Origin of the sequence: Prosthecobacter sp. (assembly GCF_044232965.1) — a bacterium.
In the GTDB taxonomy this organism is placed as follows: Bacteria; Verrucomicrobiota; Verrucomicrobiia; order Verrucomicrobiales; family Verrucomicrobiaceae; genus Prosthecobacter.
Map to the genome: position 1 here is coordinate 16,119 of NZ_JBIIKX010000016.1, position 20,467 is coordinate 36,585.

A 20,467-nucleotide genomic window follows, 5' to 3' on the forward strand; every position below is an offset into this window, starting at 1 on the left:
GTTGGATTCATTGGATGGCTTTCAGCACGAGCACGGCGGCTGCGGGCTTCTCGCTCAAGGTGATGGCGTGGCCGCGCATGAGTTCAGCGCCGGTGCGGACTTCTTTGCCGCCGTCGAGGTTCTCGATCTCGTAACTTTGCTGCGGAACGAGGCCGCGAAGTTTGACGGTGAGCGTGTCACTCGCGGCATCGGGACGGCGGAACGCTTGCACGATGCCTTCATTCAAATCGGCGCGATGAAACTGCCACGCGATCCATGAGGTCGTGTCGCGACTGTGGGGCGTGAGCGGGAAGTAATCGCCGGTGTAAAGCGGGCGAACTTTGAGATAGCTGTCGAGATGCGTTCGCAGCGCGGCGACGGCTTTGGGATTTCGATAGTTGATGGAGAAGCCGCCGCACGCGCCCATGCCGCTGCGCAGGGCCAGCTCATCGGTAGCGGCGGCGCCGAGTCCGTGGAGCGGCAGCCAGTGCGAGAGGCCGTGGGTCATGGCCTGGACATTCTGTGGAAAGGTTTTGTCTCCCCACGTGCTGTCGCTGCGCCAGAGAATGATGCAGCGGCGCATCATCTCGAAGTCGAGTCGTCGACCTCCTGCCGCGCAGTTGTCGAGAATCAGTTCGGGATGACGGCGGGCCAGTTCGTCGAGGAATGCGTAGAGGCCATTGATGTGGCGGATTTCGCGCAGGCCGACTTCATCGGGCTTTTCGTCGGCGTGCCAGAAGTAGGAGGGGTAGAGATTGAAATCCTGCCGGTAAAAGCTCAGGCCCGAGCGGGTGATCTCTTCCGAGATGGAATCGATGGCCCACTGCCGTGCCTTGGGATTGCCGAGGTCGAGCAGGTAAAAACCATCCCGCTCTTGATAACGAAGCCGATCCGGTGTGCCCGTCGGTTTCAGCAACCAGTCGGGATGCTCGCGTTCCAGCCAGGTGCCGCGCATGGCCCGCTCCGGCTCGAACCAAGCGAGGAAGCGCATCCCCGTCTTGCGCACGGCAGCCCCCACGGGTGCGAGACCGTTTGGGAAGCGGATCGGGTCGGCCTGGGGATTGCCCTGCCCTTTCGGAAAGCCGCCTTCGTTCCAGCCCGCATCAAGGTGATAGCAATCGAGCGGCAACTTGAGGGCGGCGACATCGCTGGCGAGCTTCACGAGCTTATCTTCGGAGGTCTCGTTGAAGGGAAAGATGCCATGCACACCTGCCTCCACCGGCATCAGAGTCATCGGCGGATGATTCTTCGGCGTGTGATGCGCCAGCATGAGACGGCGGAACTTGTTTTGTCCGTCGATCCAGTCGCCGCTGTAGTTCAAGGCGAGGATCGAGGGCAGCCGCACTTCCTCGTCGGGTGCGAGACGAAAACGCGTGCGTTTCAGTCCGGCGATGACGCGCACCTTGCCGTTGGCCTGAAGTTCGAATGTTGCCTTCCAATCCCCGGTCCAGCCGACGGCGACGATCAGTCCGCCGCCTTCGCCCGCGAGATTAAAATAGGGCATCACGCCATCCGAGGAGCGCCCGCCGAAGGACTCGAGCGAGAAGACCTCGCCCACGACGAGCGGGTTGGTTTTCGGTTCGAAATCACCCGGCTCGGAATGGCTGCCTTTGTTCCAGTGCAGCCGCACCTTGGCATCGGGCGGGAAGGCGACCTCGAAATCGGCAGACTTCAGGTTTTCATAGAGCGGAGACTCGCCAGCCTCGGGTGCCCGGAGGCGGAGCTGCCATTCGGTGGCGGCTTGATCGGGATAGGCCTGTGTTTCGATGCGGAGACCGGGAACGGTTTCACGCAAAGGCGCAGCGGGGCGCTCGATGGCGTCGGCAGAGGCCGAAACGGACAACGCCAGAACGCCGATGAGTATGCAAAAGGGCTTCATTCGCTATTCTCGGGTTGGCAGATGCGGCAGCAGTTGGTCGAACAGGGCTTGATGCTGTTTCACCAAGGTGGCGTGATCGGTTTTGTCGGCGAGGTTCTCGCGTTCCTGCGGATCGGACTTGTAGTCGTAGAGTTCAGTGTCCTGCGCATGGCTGCCGAAGACGGGCTTGTCCGAGCTGAAGTCTGCGGACCGCCATTCGATGTAGCGGTAACGTGGCGTGCGGAGGGACCAGCCCATTGACCCGTTTTTCCCTCGTCCATGACTCATCTGGCTGACTGCGGCTTTGTGGAGGGGCACGTCTTCGCCGCGCATCAGCGGAACCAGACTCTTGCCCTCGACTTGCGCCGGGATCGGCAGGCCGGCCAGTTCGCAGAGGGTTGGATAGACATCGAGAAACTCGGTGAGCGCCGTGACACGTTTGCCGCCTGCGACACCGGGAGCGGAGATGATCAGCGGTGCGCGGGCGGCGTCCTCGTAGTTGGTTAGCTTGCCCCAATGCCCGTGCTCACCCAGATGCCAGCCGTGGTCGCCCCAGAAGCAGATGATGGTGTCGTCCGCCACGCCGCAGTCCGCCAGCGTCTGCATGAGCAGACCGACCTGCGCATCAATGTAGGACACGCAGGCGGCGTAGCCGTGGACGAGTTCGCGCTGCAGCGCCTCGGGAATGAGGCCGGTCTTGGGAATGTCCGAGTAAGCCCGCAGTTCGCCCGAGTTGCTATAAAACGCAAGGTCGTTCGGGCTGCCCTGAGGGAGTTGCTGGAACGGCGCGAGCGGAAGAGCGGCGCGGTCGTAGAGATCCCAGTATTTTTTCGGCGCGATGAAGGGCAGATGCGGCTTCACGAAACCGACCGCGAGAAAAAACGGCTGTTCTTTTTTGGCAAACTCCCGGATGCGCTTCGCGGCCGTGTGGGCCACTCCACCATCGTGGTAGGCGTTGTCAGCGATGTCGCACGCCTCCGTCGCGGGGCCTGAGATGGGCTTGCCTTGCTTCAAGGCTTCGGCAAGCCGGGTTTTCGTCGCGGGGTCCTGATAACCTCCCGGCGCGGGCTTCTCGCCAGGAGCCATTTCCCAGGGACCGTAGGGCACCGTCCATGAAGCCGCGTCGTGCCCCTGGTCCACGGTGCGGCCATCAAAGACCTTGTGCAGCGGATGCGTGATGTAGCCGTGGTTTTTGAACTGCTGCGGCAGCGTCACCACATCAGGCAGACGGGTGCGGAGCAGGTCCTGCGACTGATCCGGATTGAGATACATGCCGGTGCTGTCCGGTCGCAAGCCCGTGAGCAGACTGAACCGAGTCGGTGCGCAGAACGCCACCTGGCAGTAGTTCGCCGTGAAGACCGTCCCCTTTGCCGCCAGCCGGTCGATGTTCGGCGACTGAATCCACGACGTGCCGTAACAGCCGAGCAGAGGCTTCAGATCATCGATGGCGATGAACAGGACGTTCGGTCGTGTTGACGTGGTGTCGGCGGCAAAGGCCGGAAACGCCAATGCTGCCAGTGAGATGCTCAATAGGAACGCTCTCATGGTTTCCCATCCTTGGTCATGGTATTGAGCTGCGCCGCAAGCGCGGGAATCCGTGCCGCAGCTTCAACGGTGCCGGCGAGGTTCACCGTTTCGAGCGGATCGGTTTGCTCGTCGTAGAGTTCCTGGCCGACGACGTGGCCGGTTTTGAAATCGCGCCACTCATGGTAGCTCCAGCGGTCGGTGGTCAGCCCGTAGCCCATCACTTGCGGCAATGCCTGCGGGCCGCCGCCCCAGTAAAGCGCGGGGCGCGGATGTTGCGTGAGCGCCGCGGTCTTCACGGTGGCAGTTGGGTCCTTGAGCACCGGCACGAGGCTGGTGCCGTCGAGCTGACCCGGAGAGGGAAGATCACTGAGGTCCGTGAGCGTGGGAAAGATGTCGATCAACTCGCTAATGGCGGTCGTCTTCGCGCCGCCCTTTCCGATGCCGGGAGCGCTGATAATGAGCGGCACTCGCGCGTCCCAACCGAACAAGGTCATCTTGCCCCAAACATCGTGCTCGCCGAGATGGAAGCCATTGTCACCGATGATGACGACGATGGTGTTGTCACGAAGCTTGAGTTCGTCGAGCGCATCCAGCACGCGGCCAAACTGCGCATCGGCGAAGCTCATCGCCGCATAGTAACCATGGCGGATCTCGCGCTTCGCTTCCTCATCAAGCGTGCGGTGGGCATTGGGCTCGCCGAGGATTTCGTGGTTCGCGTGAAAGGCGAATTCGGGCGCGTTGCGAGGCCGTGCGGGTGTCTCGATGGCCGGGATGTCCTCGCGACGATACATGTCCCAGTAGCGCTTCGGCACCTTGTAAGGCGAGTGAGGCTTGAAGAGGCCCAGCGCGAGAAAGAACGGCTCCGGCTTCTTCGCGAGCGCCCGCAACTCGGTGATCGCGAGACTGGCCGACACGTTGTCAAAGCACGCTTCGTCCGGCACATCGCGATTCTCACAGAGCAGGTCCCTCGCGAGGTTCGGCGGCAAAGCAGCGCCACCTGAAATCGCGAACTCATCCTTCGTTTTGCCGCCCGTGCGACGATCCGGCACACTCAGCGTCTTGAAGTCCGCCTCCTTGCCATAGCCGCCGAGCACCTTGCCAATGCTCATGGACGTGTAGCCGTGCTGCATGAACCACTGCGGCATCGTGACCGCGTCCGGATGCAGATCGTAGAGATACTTCGTCATGCTCCAGATGCCGAGCGAGTCCGGCCTGCGCCCGCTCATGAACGAAGCGCGTGATGGACCGCAGATCGGCTGCTGGCAGAAGTTGCGCGTGAACACCGTGCCGCGAGCCGCCAGCCGGTCCAGATTCGGCGACTTCGCCACCGGATCGCCGTAACAGCCAAGGCGGTTGTTCAAGTCGTCGAAGACGACAAAGAGAACGTTGGGCTTTTTCGATGAAGCAGCATCGGCGGCTGGCGCGGCTTGGCACGCAAGCGCGAGAAGAAAAAGTGACCGCCTGAATGTTAGCATGATCACACTTCCTCCAGCATGAGTTTCGCATCGCCGAAGGTCTTCGGGCGCACGTCCATTTTGTCCATCATCGACATGAAGAGGCGGCAGAGTTGGCGGTCGGGCTTGTCTTTGTAGTCGAGCGCACGTCCGCCTTTGAGCCGGCCTCCCGAGCCACCGAGGACGATGATGGGGAGTTGGTCATTGTCGTGCTTGGCCCCGGCCATCATGCTGGAGCAGTGCATGAGCATGGTGTTGTCGAGCAACGTGCGCTCGCCTTCGCGGATGCTGTCGAGCTTGCGCGCGATGTAGGCGAACTGCTCCATAAAGAGCTGGTTCACCTTGAGATAGTCCTCACCATCGCTGTGCGAAAGCAGGTGGTGAATCATGTAGTCAATGCCGTGGCCGGGCTGCTGGATGCTGGGCAGATTCGGGAAACGCAGAGCGCTGTGGTCGTTGTTGAGCTTCAGCGTGGTGATGCGTGTCGTGTCGGTCTGAAAACCGAGCACGAGGATGTCGCACATGAGCTTCATGTGCTCGGCAATGTCCTGCGGGATGCCGTCGGCAGGACGCTGCATGTTCGGTTTGTCGAGCGTGGGCCGCCAGCCTTGCAGTTCGCCGCGTTTGCCGGCGTTTTCGATGCGCTTCTCCACCTCGCGCACGCTGTCGAGATACTCGTCGAGCTTTCGTTGGTCACTGGCGCTGATGTCGCGGCGCAAATCCTGCGCATCGGCCAGCACGGCATCCAGCACGCTTTTGTCGGCGGGCGAGGCGTCGTCTTTGAAGAGACGATCAAACGCGAGTGCGGGATACAACTCGAGTGGCGTAGGTGTCGTCGGTGAACTCCACGAGATGTGTGAGCTGTAGAGCATCGAGTAGTTCTTGTGCACTGAGGGATTCGACTTCTCGCAGGCCAGCACGAGGCTCGGCACCTTCGTGGATCGTCCGTAGGTCTGTGCGAGCATCTGATCGAAGCTCGTGCCGCTGCGGATCTCGCCACCGCTCGCGATGGGCGAGCCGGAGAGCATGTTACCCGTCTGTGAGCTGTGGATGTTCCCTTTGCGCGCTTCCTCGTGATACAAGCCGCGCACGAAGAGCAGTCGCTCGCGGAAGTCCTTCAGCGGCTCCAGCACGCGACCGAGCTCCATCGCCTTGCCTTCGCCCTTCGCCCACCATTCCTTCGATTGGAAGCCATTGCCGGAAAAGGTCACGCAGAGGCGCACCGGAGCCTCGCTCGCCGGTTTGTTTTTCTTGGGCTCATCGCCCCAGACGTTGAAGGACTCCATCCACGGCAATGCCATGGTGACACCTGCTCCACGCAGGAAGGCTCGCCGGGTGAATTGATGTTTGTTCATAGGATTGAGTGTTGGGTTAGTTGTTGGCGATGAAATCCCGTCCGCGCACCTCGCGGAACTGTGGGCTGCGGACGATGAGTTCGACGAGGGCGGCGAAGCGGTGGGCTTCGGATTTTGTCATGCTTTCAATGAGGGGCTTGTCGGAAAGCTGCACGCTGCGTCCGAGGGCGTAGCCGAGGAGTTTGCGGCTGAACTGACGCATGAAGTCGTCGCGGCGTTTTTCGATCAAATAGGCGCGCAGGCCTTCGAGGCCTTCGACGGGGGTGCCGTCGGGCAAAACGACCTTGGTGTCGGCCTGGCGGGTGCGTCCGATGGCGTCGAAACCTTCGAGAGCGAAGCCGAAGGGGTCGATGCGCTTGTGGCATCCGGCGCAGTTGGCATCGCTGCTGTGCCTTTCGATGAGCTGACGCTCGCTGAGGCCGGCGGGAGTTTCTTCGGGCAGGGTAGGGACTCCTTTCGGCGGGACGGGCAGCTTCTCGCCGAGAATGACCTCGGTGAGCCACGCACCGCGCAAGATGCCGCTGGTGCGCGAGGCACCGGCTTGCTTGGCGAGTGTGGCAGCGAAACCGAGGATGCCGCCACGGCCTTGAGAGCGGACTCCTTCGATGCGGTGCCACTCTGAGTCAGAAGAAGACAGAGGAATGGGGACAGGGGAATGATTCTGAGGATTCCTCTGTCCCCATTCCTCTGTCTTTAATCCGTAGTGCCGTGCCAACTCCGCATTCACGAACGTGTGATTGGCATCGAGCAGTGAGAGGACGCTTCGATCATTCTGAAACAGGTCGATGAAGAAGCGGGTGACTTCTTCCTGCATGGACTCGCGCACATTCACGAAGGTGGGGAAATGTCGCTCGCTCTTTTCATCCAGCTCGGCTACTTCGCGGACGTGCAGGTATTGGCAGCCGAACTCGGTGGCGAGGCGGCGGATGCGTTCGTCCTTCAACATTCGCTTTGCCTGAGCTGCGAGCACTTCGGGTTCGTGCAGCTTGCCTGTGGCGGCGAGTTGCGTGAGTTCGGCATCGGGTGCGGAGGACCAGAGGAAGTAGCTGAGGCGGGTGGCAATCTCCCAATCGCTCACTGGCGAGGCCTTGGGCCCTGGCGTGGCTTTTTCGCCGCGATACAGAAACGCGGGTGACGTTAGCACTCGTGCGAGCATCAGGCGCATGGCCGTGGTGTGCGGCAGGTCTTGTTTGCGGAGCTGACCGTAAATCGCGCGGAGTTCGTTCTTTTCCTTATCGGTCAGCGGGCGCCGCCATGCTCTCGGAGCAAAGTCGAGCACGGCCTGCACTTGCCGTGGTTCATACTCGATCTTCAGCTTCTTGAAAGTCTCTGCGCCGCGCATGATCGGCTCGCGCAGAGGCTCCAGTCGTTTGTCACCATTGGGCGCATTGGGGCCGTCTTGCGTGGAGTATTGCCAGATCTGTTCAAAGGCATCGACGAGCGTAAGCGCATCTTCGCTGACAAAATGCAGCTCTTCCCAGAGGCGGTCCAACTCGGCAGTTTGCTCGTCATCGAGGATCAAGCGTCGGAGTTGCTCATCCTCGCGATGGAACAGCGTCAACGTCACCACCTCGTCGGCGGGGACGATCTTTGTGTAGCACAGCGCCGCCGGGAACAGCGCCCGGAAATCATCGAACGCCTTCTCGAAACGGCGACGTGCCTCACTGCCATCGTGCACGAGGATGGGGGCGTCGAACATCACGGGTGGTTTGCTGGAGTTCCACGCGCCCGTTTCCTTGGCTGACATCGCGGTCGCGGCTTGCAGACCGGATGGTGCGACCGGCTTTGCTGTCAGCACCTGCATCTGCACGCTGGCTTCGCCGCCGCTGGTTGGATGGAGACGACCCGTGATGACCAGTTCGGCACCGGTGAGCATCGCTGCGGGAAGTCGCACCTCAATCACCGAAGGCGCCTGCACGCAGAGGCTCGTCGGAGCGACGTCACCGCCTTTCGGATGATTGCCGCAAATTGCGGGATCGATGCCATACGGTGAAGCAATCGCGCCGGGCTGCGCCTTGACTGAGCGCCACGCATCAGCGAGCAGCGGCCCATTGAAGGCGAGCAAGTGATTCCTCAGGTCGCGATCCGCGGCGCTCGCCTTTGTCTCGTCGTCGTGTTGCAGCAACTGCTGCACTTGCGCGGCGATCTGTGCCCGCTCCGCTGCGTCGTTCGTCTTGCGCCATTTCGAGAGCAGCGATTCCGAGCCCATCGCGATGGCGGGCGTGTCCGCTCCGCTCGCTGGCTGGCTGAGGAAATGCCACACGGCGCTGTTGCCATGATGATCCGCGTGCGGATTGCTGGCGAGAATATCCGGCGAAACATCCTTCACCAGATCCCACTCCAGCTTCCCGTCGTTCAAGGTCAGATTCACCGGAGTGTGATCGCAGCCGTGGTCACTGCCTTTCGGATCAATCACCAGCGCGATCACATCCCCGGGCGAGACGCGCACATTTTCCAGCGGCCCGAGTGAGATCACCGTGGCTCCCTTGCTTTCGCCGGCGGCGAGCAGTTCACGCGTCTGGCCGCGCCGCAGCTCGAGTGAATAAAGGATGCCATTGCCACAGGCCGTGTGTCCGTCCTGCACGGTGCCACTGATGCGCAGCGTGCCCGTGACCGGGCTGCGCCAGGCGATGACGGAGGCCAGCCTCGGCGAAGGATGCGTGGCGATGCTGTGCGGCTTCATCTCGCCCGGAATGCGCACGGCCGTGTCCGAGGAATTCGCCAGCACGCTGAGTGCGCTTTCACCGGCCCATCCTTTGATGAAGTTGTAGTTCTGCACGCTCTCGGTCTTCTTCACGAGCAGCGGCTCGAGCTTCAAGGCACCGCCGGTGATGCCGAGATGATTTAGCCAGCCGGCAAGCATCCTGGCATCTACGTTGTGCTTCTTCGCCAGGACATCGAGGTCGGCCATGTCCTTCGCTGACTCCGCTTCGTTCGCGGCGGCGAGGCAGCGCACCGCACTTTCCACAGCGGCATCGCGGTGACGCATCATCTGCTGCATCACCGAACGCATATCACGCAACGCCAGTTCTCCACGGCCAGGCGTTATCAGCCGCGCATTTTCCCAAACCGCGAAGTCGTTGCCATTGCCGTCGCCCGCATCGCTGGCGGAGAGATAGAGCGTGAGATCACCGCCATCCTTGGGCGGCTGCAGTTTCATGCGCATCTCGTTTTGAGCAGCGAGCGGTGTCACCGGCTCCAACCACGATTTTGGGCCGCCTACCTTCCCCAAGTGGCCCACGATCGCGAAACGCCACAGTGCTTTCTGCCAAGGTTCGATGTCCGCAGCAGTGAGCCTGCCTTGCCGCCATTTCAAGCGCAGTGGATCGAGCACAAGCGAAGCTCGAGTGTCCTGCAACATGGCCCAGAGAAGTTCGAGGTATTTCGCGCTCAAGCCACGCTCCCGCGCCACATCAGCGAACGCTTTTGTTCCATTGATGAGGGCGCCGCGCTCCTGAGTGACGGCGGTGAGATACTTGTCGAGCGGCAGAACCCCGCCCTTGTTGCTGACTTTGCCAGTGCCACCGACTTCGACAGCGTGTTCCTCCCCTGTGTCACTGAAGCGCGCATAAAAGGCACGAATCTTCGCCAGCGTCTCGTCGGTCGCGTCTCGCGACGAGGTTCCTACGGAGAAACGAATGCCCGTGGGTGTCAGCACCATGTGGGCCGCCACATCCTTAGCTGCGTCGAGATACTTGGTGAGCAGCGCGGGCGACATGACGAGTGCTGCGCCTGCATTGGTAAAGCCTTCGCCTGCCGCGCCATCGACGGGGAACTCCTTCGCCGGATCGAGCGACTCCACGCCGGTGAGATCACGCAGCGTGTAGGTGTATTCCATGTTCGACAAACGCCGCAGCACCACCGGCCCTGGATCACCAGCGCTGGCGAGCGCGATGTCATCCAGCGTGCTCTGCATCCAGTCCGTGAGCAGCTTTGTCTGCTCGGGAGACGGTTTCGGTTTGCCCTTCGGCGGCATCTCCTTGTCGCGGATCTGATCCAGCGAATGCTCCCACACGATGGGATCACGCTTCACAAGATCGAGTGAGGTGAAGCGCTCCAAATCGAGATCGCCCTTCTGCTTCTTCGTCGAGTGACAGTCCAGGCAATACTGTTTCAGCACAGGCTGAATGGTTTGCTCGAAGACTTGCTTTTGATCGGCAAAGGCAGGGATGGAAACCAATGCAATGACGATGAGTGCCGGCCATTTTACAACGCGCATTGCTTTGCGCGTCGTCGTGTGATCAGCAGGTTGTTTGCAGGCGGGTTTCATGGTTGGAGCCCCGGTGTTGGATGGAAAGTTGATGGTGATGGTGTGGTGCTTTCACACACCCGGAAGCCGCTCGGTCGAGTCGTTGAAGCGGTCGAGTTTCAGGCCGCCCCAGTCCATGAGGTTGAGGAAGAGGCTGCACATGCGGCGGTTGGGTTTGTCGAGGTAGTCGAGCACGCGGCCGCCGCGGAGATTGCCGCCGGCACCGCCGAGCAGGATCACCGGCAACTGCTTGGAGTCATGGTTGCCGTGCAACATGCTGGAGCAGTGCATGATCGCGGTGTTGTCGAGCAGGGTGCTTTCGCCTTCCTTGATCTCGGACATGCGCTGGCAGAGGTAGGCGAGCTGCGACATGAAGAACTGGTTGAGCGTGATCAACTCGTCCGGCTGCGAGTGGGCGATGTAATGATGGTGATCGCGGATGCCGAGGTGCGCGTGCACGATGGTGGAGGCGTCGTTGCAGTATTTCATGGTCGCGATCCGGGTGGAGTCCGTGCGGAAGGCCAGAATGAGGATGTCATTCATGAGCCTCCAATACTCCGGGAGGTCCGCCGGGATGCCGTCGGCAGGCCGCGGACGATCGGGGCTGGTGAGGGTCGGTTTCCATTCACCGGCCTCGCGTTCCTTGCCGGCCCGCTTGATGCGTCCCTCGATCTCGTGGACCGAACCGAGATACTCCTCAAAGCGCTGACGGTCCGCGCTGGAGAGCTTGCGTTGCAGGGACTTGGCGTCCTCGAGGACGGCATCGACGACGCGGCGGTCATCGCGGTTGCGCTCGGTGCGGAAGAGTTGGTCAAAGGCGAGCGCGGGCCGCGTTTCCGTCCAGGTCGGCGACACGGGTGAACTCCACGAAATGTGCGAGCCATAGAGCAAAGGATGACCGTCCTGCAGGCCGGGCACCGCCTCCTCGCAGCCGAGCACCAGCGAAGGCAGCCGGGTGCGGTCGCCGATCTGCTTCGCCATCACCTGATCAAAGCTGACGCCCGTGTGGACCTCGTTCTTCGCCATGGTCGCACCGCTGAGCATGTTGCCCGTCTGCATGCAGTGGATGATTCCGTTGTTCGCCTGCTCGTTCCAAAGGCCGCGAAGGAAGACCATGCGCTCCTTCCAGGACTCCAGCGGCTTCAGGCAAGGGCCGAGTTCCATCGCGGCACCGTCGCCCTTGGCCCACCAGTGCTTGGAGTGGAAACCCATGCCGGTGAAGGTGACCAGCGTGCGCGTCGGTGGCAGACTGGCAGTGCTCGCGGCGGCGGCCCGGGCTGGTTTCATGCAATCGAGCAAAGGCAAGGCGAGTGTCGCCCCGATTCCGCGAAGCGCATGGCGGCGGCTGATGAGCCAGTTGTTGCGTTGGATGTTCATGGGTTGAGTAGGGGTGTGAGTGATGTGGTTTGGTGGAGATTTAGTTGCCGCCGGAGCCGTGGTTCATCCCCAGCTTGCGCTTCACGAGGTTTTTCAGCGCGACGTTTTTGCTGACGAGACTGCCAGCCTGCACGTCCTCCTCGCGGAAGCGGGCGAAGAGGATCTCGGCCGCGCCGGTGCGCTCGCGATCGTAGTGGACGTAGATGTCGCCGTTCGGGGCCTGGGCGATGTCGGGGTAGGAGACGTTGTCGCGTTCGTCGAGCAGCAGTTTGCCGGACCAGGTCTTGCCTTCATCGGTAGTGAGGAAGGCGGTGAGTTCCTGTCGCTTGGGCGTGGCTTTTGTCATGTCCTGGCCGTGACGGATGACGAGCAGGTGGCCGGATTGCAGGCGGCGGATGACGGCCTTGCTGTTCACATGCGGAAAGGCGGTGGACTGCGGCAGCCAGGTCTTGCCGCCATCGGCGGAGAAGCTCTGGAAGGTTTCCTTCATCCCGCGCGAGAGCATCCAGAGCCGCCCGTCGTTCAACTCGGCCACGGTGTGCTCGTTGAAGCAACTGTCTTGGTAAATGATGCCGCCGCGATACCGCCAGTGGCCGCCCTCGTCGTCGGAGACGAAAACGTTTGAGCCGCGCACGGCATCGAGTTCGTGGTAGCAATCGGCAAAGGGCTTGTCGATGTGCCAGCGCTCCCACAGTGACACGGGCAGGATCCACTCGCCGTTCTTGCGCACGATGGGTTTGTTCAGAGACGCGCCGAAGCCGATGTAAACCGGCCGCGTCCACACGGGCTTCTCCGCATCGGGATCATCGCAGCGGACATACCAGTTGCTGCAACTGCCGTCGAACATGCCGACGGACTGATGGAAGAACAGCCAGAGCCTTCCCTTCGGATCGCACCAAAAGGAGCCGAGCCGCGTGCCCATCTTTAATCCATGCGCCTGCGGATCGATCACAAACACGGGATCGCGCCACGACTTGCCTTGGTCATCGCTGTAACTCGCCAGCAGGTAGGCATTTGGTCCGTCCTGCCCGCCCGCCCAGCAGGTCCAGAGCCGGCCTTTCTTCGTGGACTCCATGCTCGCCGCCATCGCGAAGGGCAGATACTTTTGGCCATAGGCGGGCATCGGATCGAAGATGAGCTTCGGCGTGACGTGGATGCTGTTGAGCAGCTCCTGCGTCACTTTGACGGCGGGCTTCGGTGCACTGGCAGGCTTGTTGAGCTTGTTCACCACCTGCTTCAGGCTCACGGCACCGGAAACGTTCTTGCCGGCGATCACGTCTTCTTCTTTGAACTTCGCGAGCAAGATATCGCCTGCGCCGCCGCGATCGCGATCATAGGTGATCCAGATGAGGCCGTCCTTGTCCTGCACGCCGTCGGGATAGGAGACGCCGCTGCGTTCATCGAGCAGCAGGCCGTCGTTCCACGTCGCGCCGTCGTCGGTGGAAAGCTGCGCGGTGAGGTGGCTGCGTCCGGTGAACTTGTAGTGGTTCACCAGCAGCAGATGGCCTGAGGCGAGACGCCGGATGAAGAAGCGCGAATGCGGCGTGGCGATGGTGGTCGGCCTGCCTTTCGTCCAGGTGCGACCTTTGTCGGAGGAATGACTCTCCCACAGCACCTTCTCAGTGCGGATGAGCATCCACAGACGTCCGTCCTTGAGCTCCACGATCATGTTCTCGAGTCCCGCCTTCTCGGTCTTCACCGCGCCATGCAGCTTCCAGGTCTTGCCTTCATCGGTGGAGATCGCTGCGCCGAAGACCTGTTTCGGATCGAATCCCGCCCAGCCCGCCAACGGCTCCAGCGCATGCACCACCGGCAGCACCCATTCGCCGGATGAGAGCACAATGGGTTTGTTCATGCGGAAGCTGAAGGGGCTATCGAATCCGACACGGAACTCCGCGCCCCAGACCGGCGGCGTGGCATCCGGAGCATCGCAGATGCGTGCATAGACTCCGTGCCGGGTGCTGTCCTTGACGCTGCGATTGAAGAGATACCAGAGCCGCCCTTTCGGATCAATCCACAGGCACGGGTCGTAGCAGCGCGTGCCATCATTCAGAGGCAAACCCATCGCCTGCGGCGCGGAGAAGGTCTTGCCGCCATCGTCGCTTTGCGAAAGCACGACCGTGTTCTCCGGTTGTGGCTCATGCGTTCCACCCGTGAACCACGAGACAAACACGCGGCCCTTCGCCGTGCGTTCGAGGCCGGGGATGCCCTGCCAGGTGCGCTTGGCGAGATCAATGGTCACCGGCTCGGCGGCGTGCAGCGCGAAGAGCGGCGCGAGCAGGAGGGCCGTGAGGAGGGAGAAGATTGGGTTCATGGAGCAGGGACTGGGGTGAGGGGCTGGCCAGGCAAGACGCATTCGGTTACTTGGCCACAAACTCGAGCATGTCCCGGTAGAGCGCGTCGAGCTCCCGGCATTGCAACGGTGTGAGTTCTGCCTTCTCCAGCTTCCAGACTTTGCCGACGCCGAAGCTTCCTCCATCAGTGACGCGTGAGTTGGTGTATTGACGCGAAACTCGATTCCTGAAAACGCCCTCTTTCTCGAGGAAATATAGCGGGTAGCCGCGCAAACCAGAAGGGAAGTTCCGCTGATCGCACAGGAGACGGAACATGGCGTAAGCTTCGGTGAGGGGAAGACCGCGCTCGCCGCTTTCATGGATGCGCCAGAGTTTGGCGAGCACCGGCGCAAAGGCGCAGCGCTCGGTGACGAGCCCCTCGCACCCGCAATGCCGAAGCTGGATGAGCCACTGCCAGCCACCCCACCCCGCCATCGCGGTCTTGATGACGGGCTTGGCGGCCGAAAGCTCCGACATCCGCTCGACCGCCGCATAACCTTCGGCCTCTTCCTTCACATAGCCGTAAATCGCCGGATGTTTCTCTGCCAACCGCACGAGTAGCGCGACCGAGGGCGTCGGCGTGGCGGGCGTGCCGTAGGTCTGGAAGATGACTGGACGCTTCGCGACCTTCGCAAGTTCGTTCCACGCCTGTTCGATGTCCGCCTCGGTGCGGACATCGTCCGGCGGACGCGAGATGATCGCCATCCTGACGTCGGGGTGCCGCTCGGCGACACGTTCAATTTCCGCGGCGATCTCAAGTATCTGCGCGGTGTTGGTGCCGTTGGCCCCGAGGGTGAGGACGACCTTGCGCCCTTCTGCCGCCTCGGCACACGCCTCAAACCCCCGAAACTTTTCCTCGGTCGTCAACAGGTCGATGGCGTCGTTCGACTGACACCAGATGACGCCCGGACAGCCCGACTCGTCCACCCATCTTAGTTCGCGCTTGAGACCAGCGTAATCGACAGATCCGTCCTCGAAATAGGGCGTGGACATGATCGGAAAAGGGCCACGCATTTCCTTCGGCGTTGGCACGACGCCAAGCGCAGCCCCATCCGTCAGCATGAGCAGGGAAACGAAGCTGCTGAGCGCCTTGAGCGCATGGCGGCGGTCGATAAGCCAGTATTGAGGTTGGATAATCATGAAGGTTCCTTGTTCTTGGTTGAAGGAGGCTCAACGGGCATTCGGGATAGAGAGGAGGTGACGGATGAATCCTCCCACTTTGGAAGTAGTTCTCATGGTTGCTTTTTGAGGGTGAGCTTTCCAAAGCGAATCGAACGCCGGCCATGCTTCTCGTCACCGCTGTCCCACACGGCGCGGAACTCGCCGGGCGCTGTTTCGATGAGCGTGGGATAGGAGTTGTGGATGCCAGCGTCGAAGAACATGCGCTCCGAGCTCCATGCGCCGCTCGCGGGCTTCACTTTGTAGCGCAGCGCCATGCGGCTCCATGCGGGGCCGTCATTGTAAACGTAGAGCTGTGTGCCGGTGCGCGACTGGCCGAACCATCCTTCCGACACGGTGTTCCAAAGCTCCGGCTCCTCCTGGGCGATGCTCCACGTCTTGCCGCCATCGGTGCTGGTGCTGGACCAGGCGCGAGGAGGATTGAGCGCGCCGCCCTCCTTTCGTCCCTCGGCGGTTCGCATGACCATCTTGAGATGCTGCTGCTCGTTGACGACGGCGATCTGGCCTTCGTGCAGGAAGATTTCCCCCGGCTCCGGCTGGGGCACATAACCGCCGAGACTCCAATCCAGCAGGCTGGTGCTGCGCAGCACAAACTGCTCGCGCTGACCGAGCGGATCGGCGCGCTTCGTATTGCGATGCGCGGGCAGCAGATAAACCGGCTGGCCGTTTTCGATGATGCGCTGAATTTCACCGAGGATGACGAGCGGCCCGGTGTAGTGCATGGCCAGCTCCACGGGATTCCAAGAGCGTCCGCCATCGCCACTGTAGGCAGCGGCGAGGTGCGAGTCCTCGCTGTCAGGATAGTTCAGAGGGCAGCGCATGGCAAAGCACCACAGCACCTCCTGCCCCGGCGGATGGTAGAGCACCGCATTGCAGTAGGCGAACTGCATCGCGCCATGCCGCTGCGTGTGGTCGAAGACGGTGCTGGGGATGCTCCAGGAGTCGCCGTCATTGGTCGAAACGATGGCGTCGATGCTGCCCATGTCGCCCTTGCCCGCGATGCCTTTTTGATAAGCCACGACAAGGTGCTTCTCCTTCCACAAGGCGATGCTCGGCTGCCCAAGCAAGGAAGCTCGCGGCTCCTGGTCAGCGGTGCGGACAACGCGCACGTCGCGGACATCGCCGGTGGTGGGAGCGTTGGCGATTTCGTCTTTGGCATGCAACGCGGTCAACGACAGGAGGGCGCTGAGGAGTGTGACGGTGGTTCTCATGCGTTTCTCATTTGGTCCGGTTGTCTGCCGATTTCTGTGTTTCGGCTGCGGGCCGGATGCAGCGGAATTGTTCGCTGCGGACGATGACGAGCATGGCGTCTGACCAGCGTCCGCCGGTGATCATGGTCTTGCTCACTTCATCAACGAGCGCGCGGTCCGAGGGCAGCACGGCGCGGCTCAGGGCGTAGCCGGTCAGCTTGCGGGCGAGTGTGCGCAGCAGATCCTCGCGTCGCGGGCCGGCGACGTAGTTTCGCAGGCCGGCGAAGTCATGGACATCGGTGCCGTCGCGCAGGGTTGCACGGCTTTCGCCGGGCTTCATCGAGCTGGCGGGTCGCAGGCGGCCGATGGCGTCGAACTGCTCCAGTGTCATGCCATACGGATCGATGCGGACGTGGCAGGCAGCGCAGTTGGCGTCCTTGCGATGGCGTTCGGTGAGTTCGCGCACGCTCAACCCGGCGGGCACGGCATCGGGCAGCGGCGGCACATTGGGCGGAGGCTTGGGCAAGCGGTCACCGAGCGTGTGGGCCACCCAGGCTCCGCGTTTGATGGGGCTGGTGCGGGCGGCGGCGGATTGCTTGGCGAGCACGGCGCCGAGTCCCAGCAGACCACCGCGACCGTAGGTGGCGACTTTTTCGACGCGACGCCACTCGGGCCCCTTCACGCCGGGGATGCCGTAGTGCTTGGCGAGCACCTCGTTGATGATGACTGCATCGGTGGCGATCACGTCGCTCACCGCGCGGTCGTTGGTGAGCAGGTCTTCAAAAAAGCGCACCGGTTCCTCGGCCAGCGCGTCACGCACAGCGGGCGTGAACTCGGGGAAGTCCTTCAAGCTGCGGCCATGGTTGGCGACGAAGTCTCGCACGCCGAGCCAGCGTGCGCCAAACTCCTCCGCCATGCCGCGAGTCCGCCTGTCTTTGATCATCCGGCGCACCTGTGCCTCCAGCACGGCGGGCTCGTGGAGGCGCGGGGCCACCGCACGCAGTTCGTCATCAGGAATCGAGTCCCAAAGCAGGAAGCTTAACCGCGTGGCCAATTCATCGCCCGACACCGGCTGCCAGCGCGGCCCGGCCGCCGGCTGCTCCACGCGGTAAAGGAACCAGGGTGACGACAGCACGCGAGCCATCGCGGCACGCAGAGCGGGATCATGCTTGATGCCCTCGGCACGATCAGCGCGATACGCAGAGACAAGGGTCTCGCGTTCATCGTCGGTGAGGGGCCGACGCCACGCCCTTGCAGCGAAAGCGAGCAGCGCATCGAGGTGCTTCGGTTCGGCGGCAACTTGTTGGGCCAGCAGCGCCGCCTCCTCCCGCTTCACACGTTCTCCAATGACCGGATTGAAGAAGAAATCCATGCGCGGTGCGCCGTTCGGATTCGCGTAAAACTTCAGCAACTCCGCATACATCAGCGCGTGGGCATGGGCGTCCTCGCGCAGGAAATGCAGCTCGCTCCACAGGCGCTCCAGCTCCTCGCGGCTCGCATCGTTGAGCATGAGACGACGCAGCGGTTCGTCCTCGCGATGGAACATGAACAGGCTGCCCTGCGCATCACGCGGGATGATCGGCTCAAAAAGCACCGAGGGTGGAAACAGAGCGCGAAACTCCGCGGCAGGGCGGGCGCGCTCAGCAGCGACACGCGGATGCACGATCTGTGCGACACGCAGTTCGGGCTCGTCCACAACGAGCGGATCGCCGGACCGAAACGCCGTCGGGTTGGTCCGCTGGGGATTGAGCCTGTTCGGGTCCTTTGCATCCCGGAAGTCCGGCTCCGCGAGCAGCAGCGCCTGAACCGTGGCCGTCTGCGGGCTGCCGACTTCAAGGCTCACATCGGCACGGAGCAATCGCGGCAGGGCGAGCAGCTTCATCAGCGGCTCTGGCAGCTTTTTCAAATCCAGGCGCACCTCGGAGCCAGCCTCCGTGACCAGCGCCGTCGGGGGCACGGGACGACCTTTCGGATGTCGGCCAAAACGGAGCCCGGATGCGGTTTCGATGGCTGATCGCAGCTCGGCGTGTTCCGCCAGCACCAGAGCGGGCGCATCGCCACCTTCCAATCGAAGTTTATCCCACACCACGAACGTGCCTGGCACCGCCGGTGCCACCTGCCGAGCGACCAACCGGAAGATCGGCTCGCGTGCCGCGCTTTGCATGCGCTCGGTGGCCACCACGCGCATCGTGTCCTCCCACGCGGGGAAGCCGTTGCCCACCGCGAGGACACTATGCTTATACTTGAAATAGCGGCTCGCGAACAACTTGTCCTGCATGGCCGTGATCGCGTCGAGAATGGGGGCGGGATCGGTCGTGGTCGTCCGCCATTTTTCTCGGATCCAGCCGAGCATATCCTTTGGCAGACCCGCACTCGGTAGGATCGCAGGCCGCTCGCCCACAACGGCCAGCGCTTGCCCCAGCTCCGGTGCGGCGAGATGCGAGAGTTCAAATGCAACACCGTCGCTCCCTGAAGGATGAGCATCGGCGACACGACCCGCGACCGCGACCTCGGCATCGATTGGGCTTGTCCAGGCGACCGTCACATGGCGCTTCGGTCCCGGATGCACGAAGACCGACCTTGCGGGCAACTTCGTCCAGACCTGCAAGGGTTCGGTGCCGGTGTTCACAAAGATCGAGGGCTCGGAGCCGAGGCTCCACGATTTCAACTCGGTGCGTTCGGCGATGCTGTTACGCTGCTCGGTGAGGAACACCGGGGCGGATGTCGTCTCCAGGAAGCTCCAACTCGCCCCGTGCTTGTCCGACCTCGGGTTGCCCTTCAAAAGATCGGGAATCACATCCGCGACGCTCCAGCTTCGCCGAGCGCCGGTCGTTTCGCGGATCGTCCATTCGATGAGCGTGCTGTCGGCTCCATAGCTTTCGTTGGGCAGCACAGTCAGGAGCAGCACTTCGCCGCGCCGAACCGACACCGCATGGTCGAAGGGCACCGAGCCCGCTTCCGGCACCTTCGACGCCACGAGCACCCGTTTCGATGTAGTCCAGCGCGACTCGATTTTCTGCCGCGCCGAGTCGAGAGCCTGCTGCCGCTGTTTTCTCTCAGCTTCCACCTGGGCTGCTTTTGCCTCCCATTGCTTCGATTGCGCATCGGGCACCGCCGCCGGCTGGGCGCTGAGTCCCGCCCAGAGCGCGGCCAGGTAAGTTGCGTTGAGTTTCTCCTCCGCGGCGACTTCTTTGATGGCTGCCGGACCACCGCGAGTGAGCCGGTCGCGATGTTTCAGCGTCGCCAGGAGATGCGCACGGAGCGGCGGCCTTCCCCAGTTGTCCGCATAGAGCGAGTGAAAACTGCGCAGAGCCTTCTCCGCCTCCGCCGTCCAGTCTGGACGGTCCGCAGAGGTTGAAAAACGGAAGCCCGTGGGCAGCAGCACCGCCCGCGCCGCGACATAGCGCGCGGCCTGATGATAGCGCTCCACCAACCCCGGCGTCATCGGCATGGCCTCACCGACATTGGCAAACCCCTCGCCGCCCACACTATCGGGCGCAAACTCACCGGCCTGCGTCGGCTGCATGTCCACGCCCGTGAGATCACGCACCGCATGGTCATACTCCGCATTCGTCAGTCGGCGCAGCGTCACCGGCCCAGGGTCCCCCGCATGTGCTGCCGCCGCCTCATCCACCGCTGCTCCGATCCAGCCAAGCAACTGATCTCGTTCAGCCAAACTCGGCTGCGGAGATTTCTTCGGTGGCATGTCGCCCTCATTCAACCTTTCGGCAATGTCCTCCAGCACCTTCGGCTGCGCGAGCAGCGCCTCAGCGGTGACAAGGCTCGTGAGGTCGAGATCGTTGTCTTTTGGCTCCTTGCCGTGGCATTTGCCGCAGGTCTTCACCATCAACGGATGAATCCGCTCCGCATACGCCTTCGCTCGTTCAGCCGGACCATCGGCAGCAGCAGCCGTGAGCGCGAAGCCCACGACTGAAGAGGTGATAAAGAATCGGATCATGAGTTGAG

Annotated in this window: 10 protein-coding genes; all 10 read right to left on the reverse strand. The window is 62.3% G+C overall.

The window, feature by feature from the left end; all coding sequences use genetic code 11:
* Positions 1–7: 7 nt before the first annotated feature.
* A complete protein-coding gene (locus ACILSI_RS09110) occupies positions 8–1,858 on the reverse strand; it encodes an alpha-galactosidase (protein ID WP_395721558.1) in 1,851 nt (616 codons plus the stop codon).
* A 3-nt stretch (positions 1,859–1,861) separates the two neighbouring features.
* Entirely contained in the window at positions 1,862–3,382 is a 1,521-nt protein-coding gene (locus ACILSI_RS09115) for a sulfatase (RefSeq protein ID WP_395721559.1), read from the reverse strand.
* Positions 3,379–4,839, reverse strand: coding sequence for a sulfatase (locus ACILSI_RS09120; protein ID WP_395721560.1), 1,461 nt, complete (start codon positions 4,837–4,839; stop codon positions 3,379–3,381). Before ACILSI_RS09120 ends, ACILSI_RS09115 begins: the two co-directional genes overlap by 4 nt.
* A gap of 2 nt (positions 4,840–4,841) precedes the next feature.
* Positions 4,842–6,173 (reverse strand): DUF1552 domain-containing protein, encoded by a 1,332-nt coding sequence (locus tag ACILSI_RS09125; RefSeq protein WP_395721561.1) that lies wholly within the window; start codon positions 6,171–6,173, stop codon positions 4,842–4,844.
* 16 nt (positions 6,174–6,189) lie between these two features.
* Entirely contained in the window at positions 6,190–10,443 is a 4,254-nt protein-coding gene (locus ACILSI_RS09130) for a DUF1592 domain-containing protein (RefSeq protein ID WP_395721562.1), read from the reverse strand.
* A gap of 51 nt (positions 10,444–10,494) precedes the next feature.
* Complete coding sequence (locus ACILSI_RS09135; protein WP_395721563.1) at positions 10,495–11,799, reverse strand: DUF1552 domain-containing protein; 1,305 nt, start codon at positions 11,797–11,799, stop codon at positions 10,495–10,497.
* Positions 11,800–11,839: 40 nt separating this feature from the next.
* Positions 11,840–14,113: a sialidase family protein gene (locus tag ACILSI_RS09140; protein ID WP_395721564.1), complete on the reverse strand. Its 2,274-nt coding sequence runs from the start codon at positions 14,111–14,113 to the stop codon at positions 11,840–11,842.
* Positions 14,114–14,159: 46 nt separating this feature from the next.
* Positions 14,160–15,272: a dihydrodipicolinate synthase family protein gene (locus tag ACILSI_RS09145; RefSeq protein WP_395721565.1), complete on the reverse strand. Its 1,113-nt coding sequence runs from the start codon at positions 15,270–15,272 to the stop codon at positions 14,160–14,162.
* A 92-nt stretch (positions 15,273–15,364) separates the two neighbouring features.
* On the reverse strand, positions 15,365–16,522 hold the full coding sequence (locus ACILSI_RS09150) for a sialidase family protein (protein ID WP_395721566.1): 1,158 nt from the start codon (positions 16,520–16,522) through the stop codon (positions 15,365–15,367).
* A gap of 7 nt (positions 16,523–16,529) precedes the next feature.
* A complete protein-coding gene (locus tag ACILSI_RS09155) occupies positions 16,530–20,459 on the reverse strand; it encodes a DUF1592 domain-containing protein (protein WP_395721567.1) in 3,930 nt (1,309 codons plus the stop codon).
* Positions 20,460–20,467 lie beyond the last annotated feature (8 nt).

What these genes read in the sequence shown, in the direction of transcription:
- ACILSI_RS09135 (WP_395721563.1), bottom strand. Translation starts at nt 11,799, where the DNA reads ATGAACATCCAACGCAACAACTGGCTCATCAGCCGCCGCCATGCGCTT.
- ACILSI_RS09120 (WP_395721560.1), bottom strand. Translation starts at nt 4,839, where the DNA reads ATGCTAACATTCAGGCGGTCACTTTTTCTTCTCGCGCTTGCGTGCCAA.
- ACILSI_RS09140 (WP_395721564.1), bottom strand. Translation starts at nt 14,113, where the DNA reads ATGAACCCAATCTTCTCCCTCCTCACGGCCCTCCTGCTCGCGCCGCTC.
- ACILSI_RS09145 (WP_395721565.1), bottom strand. Translation starts at nt 15,272, where the DNA reads ATGATTATCCAACCTCAATACTGGCTTATCGACCGCCGCCATGCGCTC.
- ACILSI_RS09115 (WP_395721559.1), bottom strand. Translation starts at nt 3,382, where the DNA reads ATGAGAGCGTTCCTATTGAGCATCTCACTGGCAGCATTGGCGTTTCCG.
- ACILSI_RS09110 (WP_395721558.1), bottom strand. Translation starts at nt 1,858, where the DNA reads ATGAAGCCCTTTTGCATACTCATCGGCGTTCTGGCGTTGTCCGTTTCG.
- ACILSI_RS09125 (WP_395721561.1), bottom strand. Translation starts at nt 6,173, where the DNA reads ATGAACAAACATCAATTCACCCGGCGAGCCTTCCTGCGTGGAGCAGGT.
- ACILSI_RS09155 (WP_395721567.1), bottom strand. Translation starts at nt 20,459, where the DNA reads ATGATCCGATTCTTTATCACCTCTTCAGTCGTGGGCTTCGCGCTCACG.
- ACILSI_RS09130 (WP_395721562.1), bottom strand. Translation starts at nt 10,443, where the DNA reads ATGAAACCCGCCTGCAAACAACCTGCTGATCACACGACGACGCGCAAA.
- ACILSI_RS09150 (WP_395721566.1), bottom strand. Translation starts at nt 16,522, where the DNA reads ATGAGAACCACCGTCACACTCCTCAGCGCCCTCCTGTCGTTGACCGCG.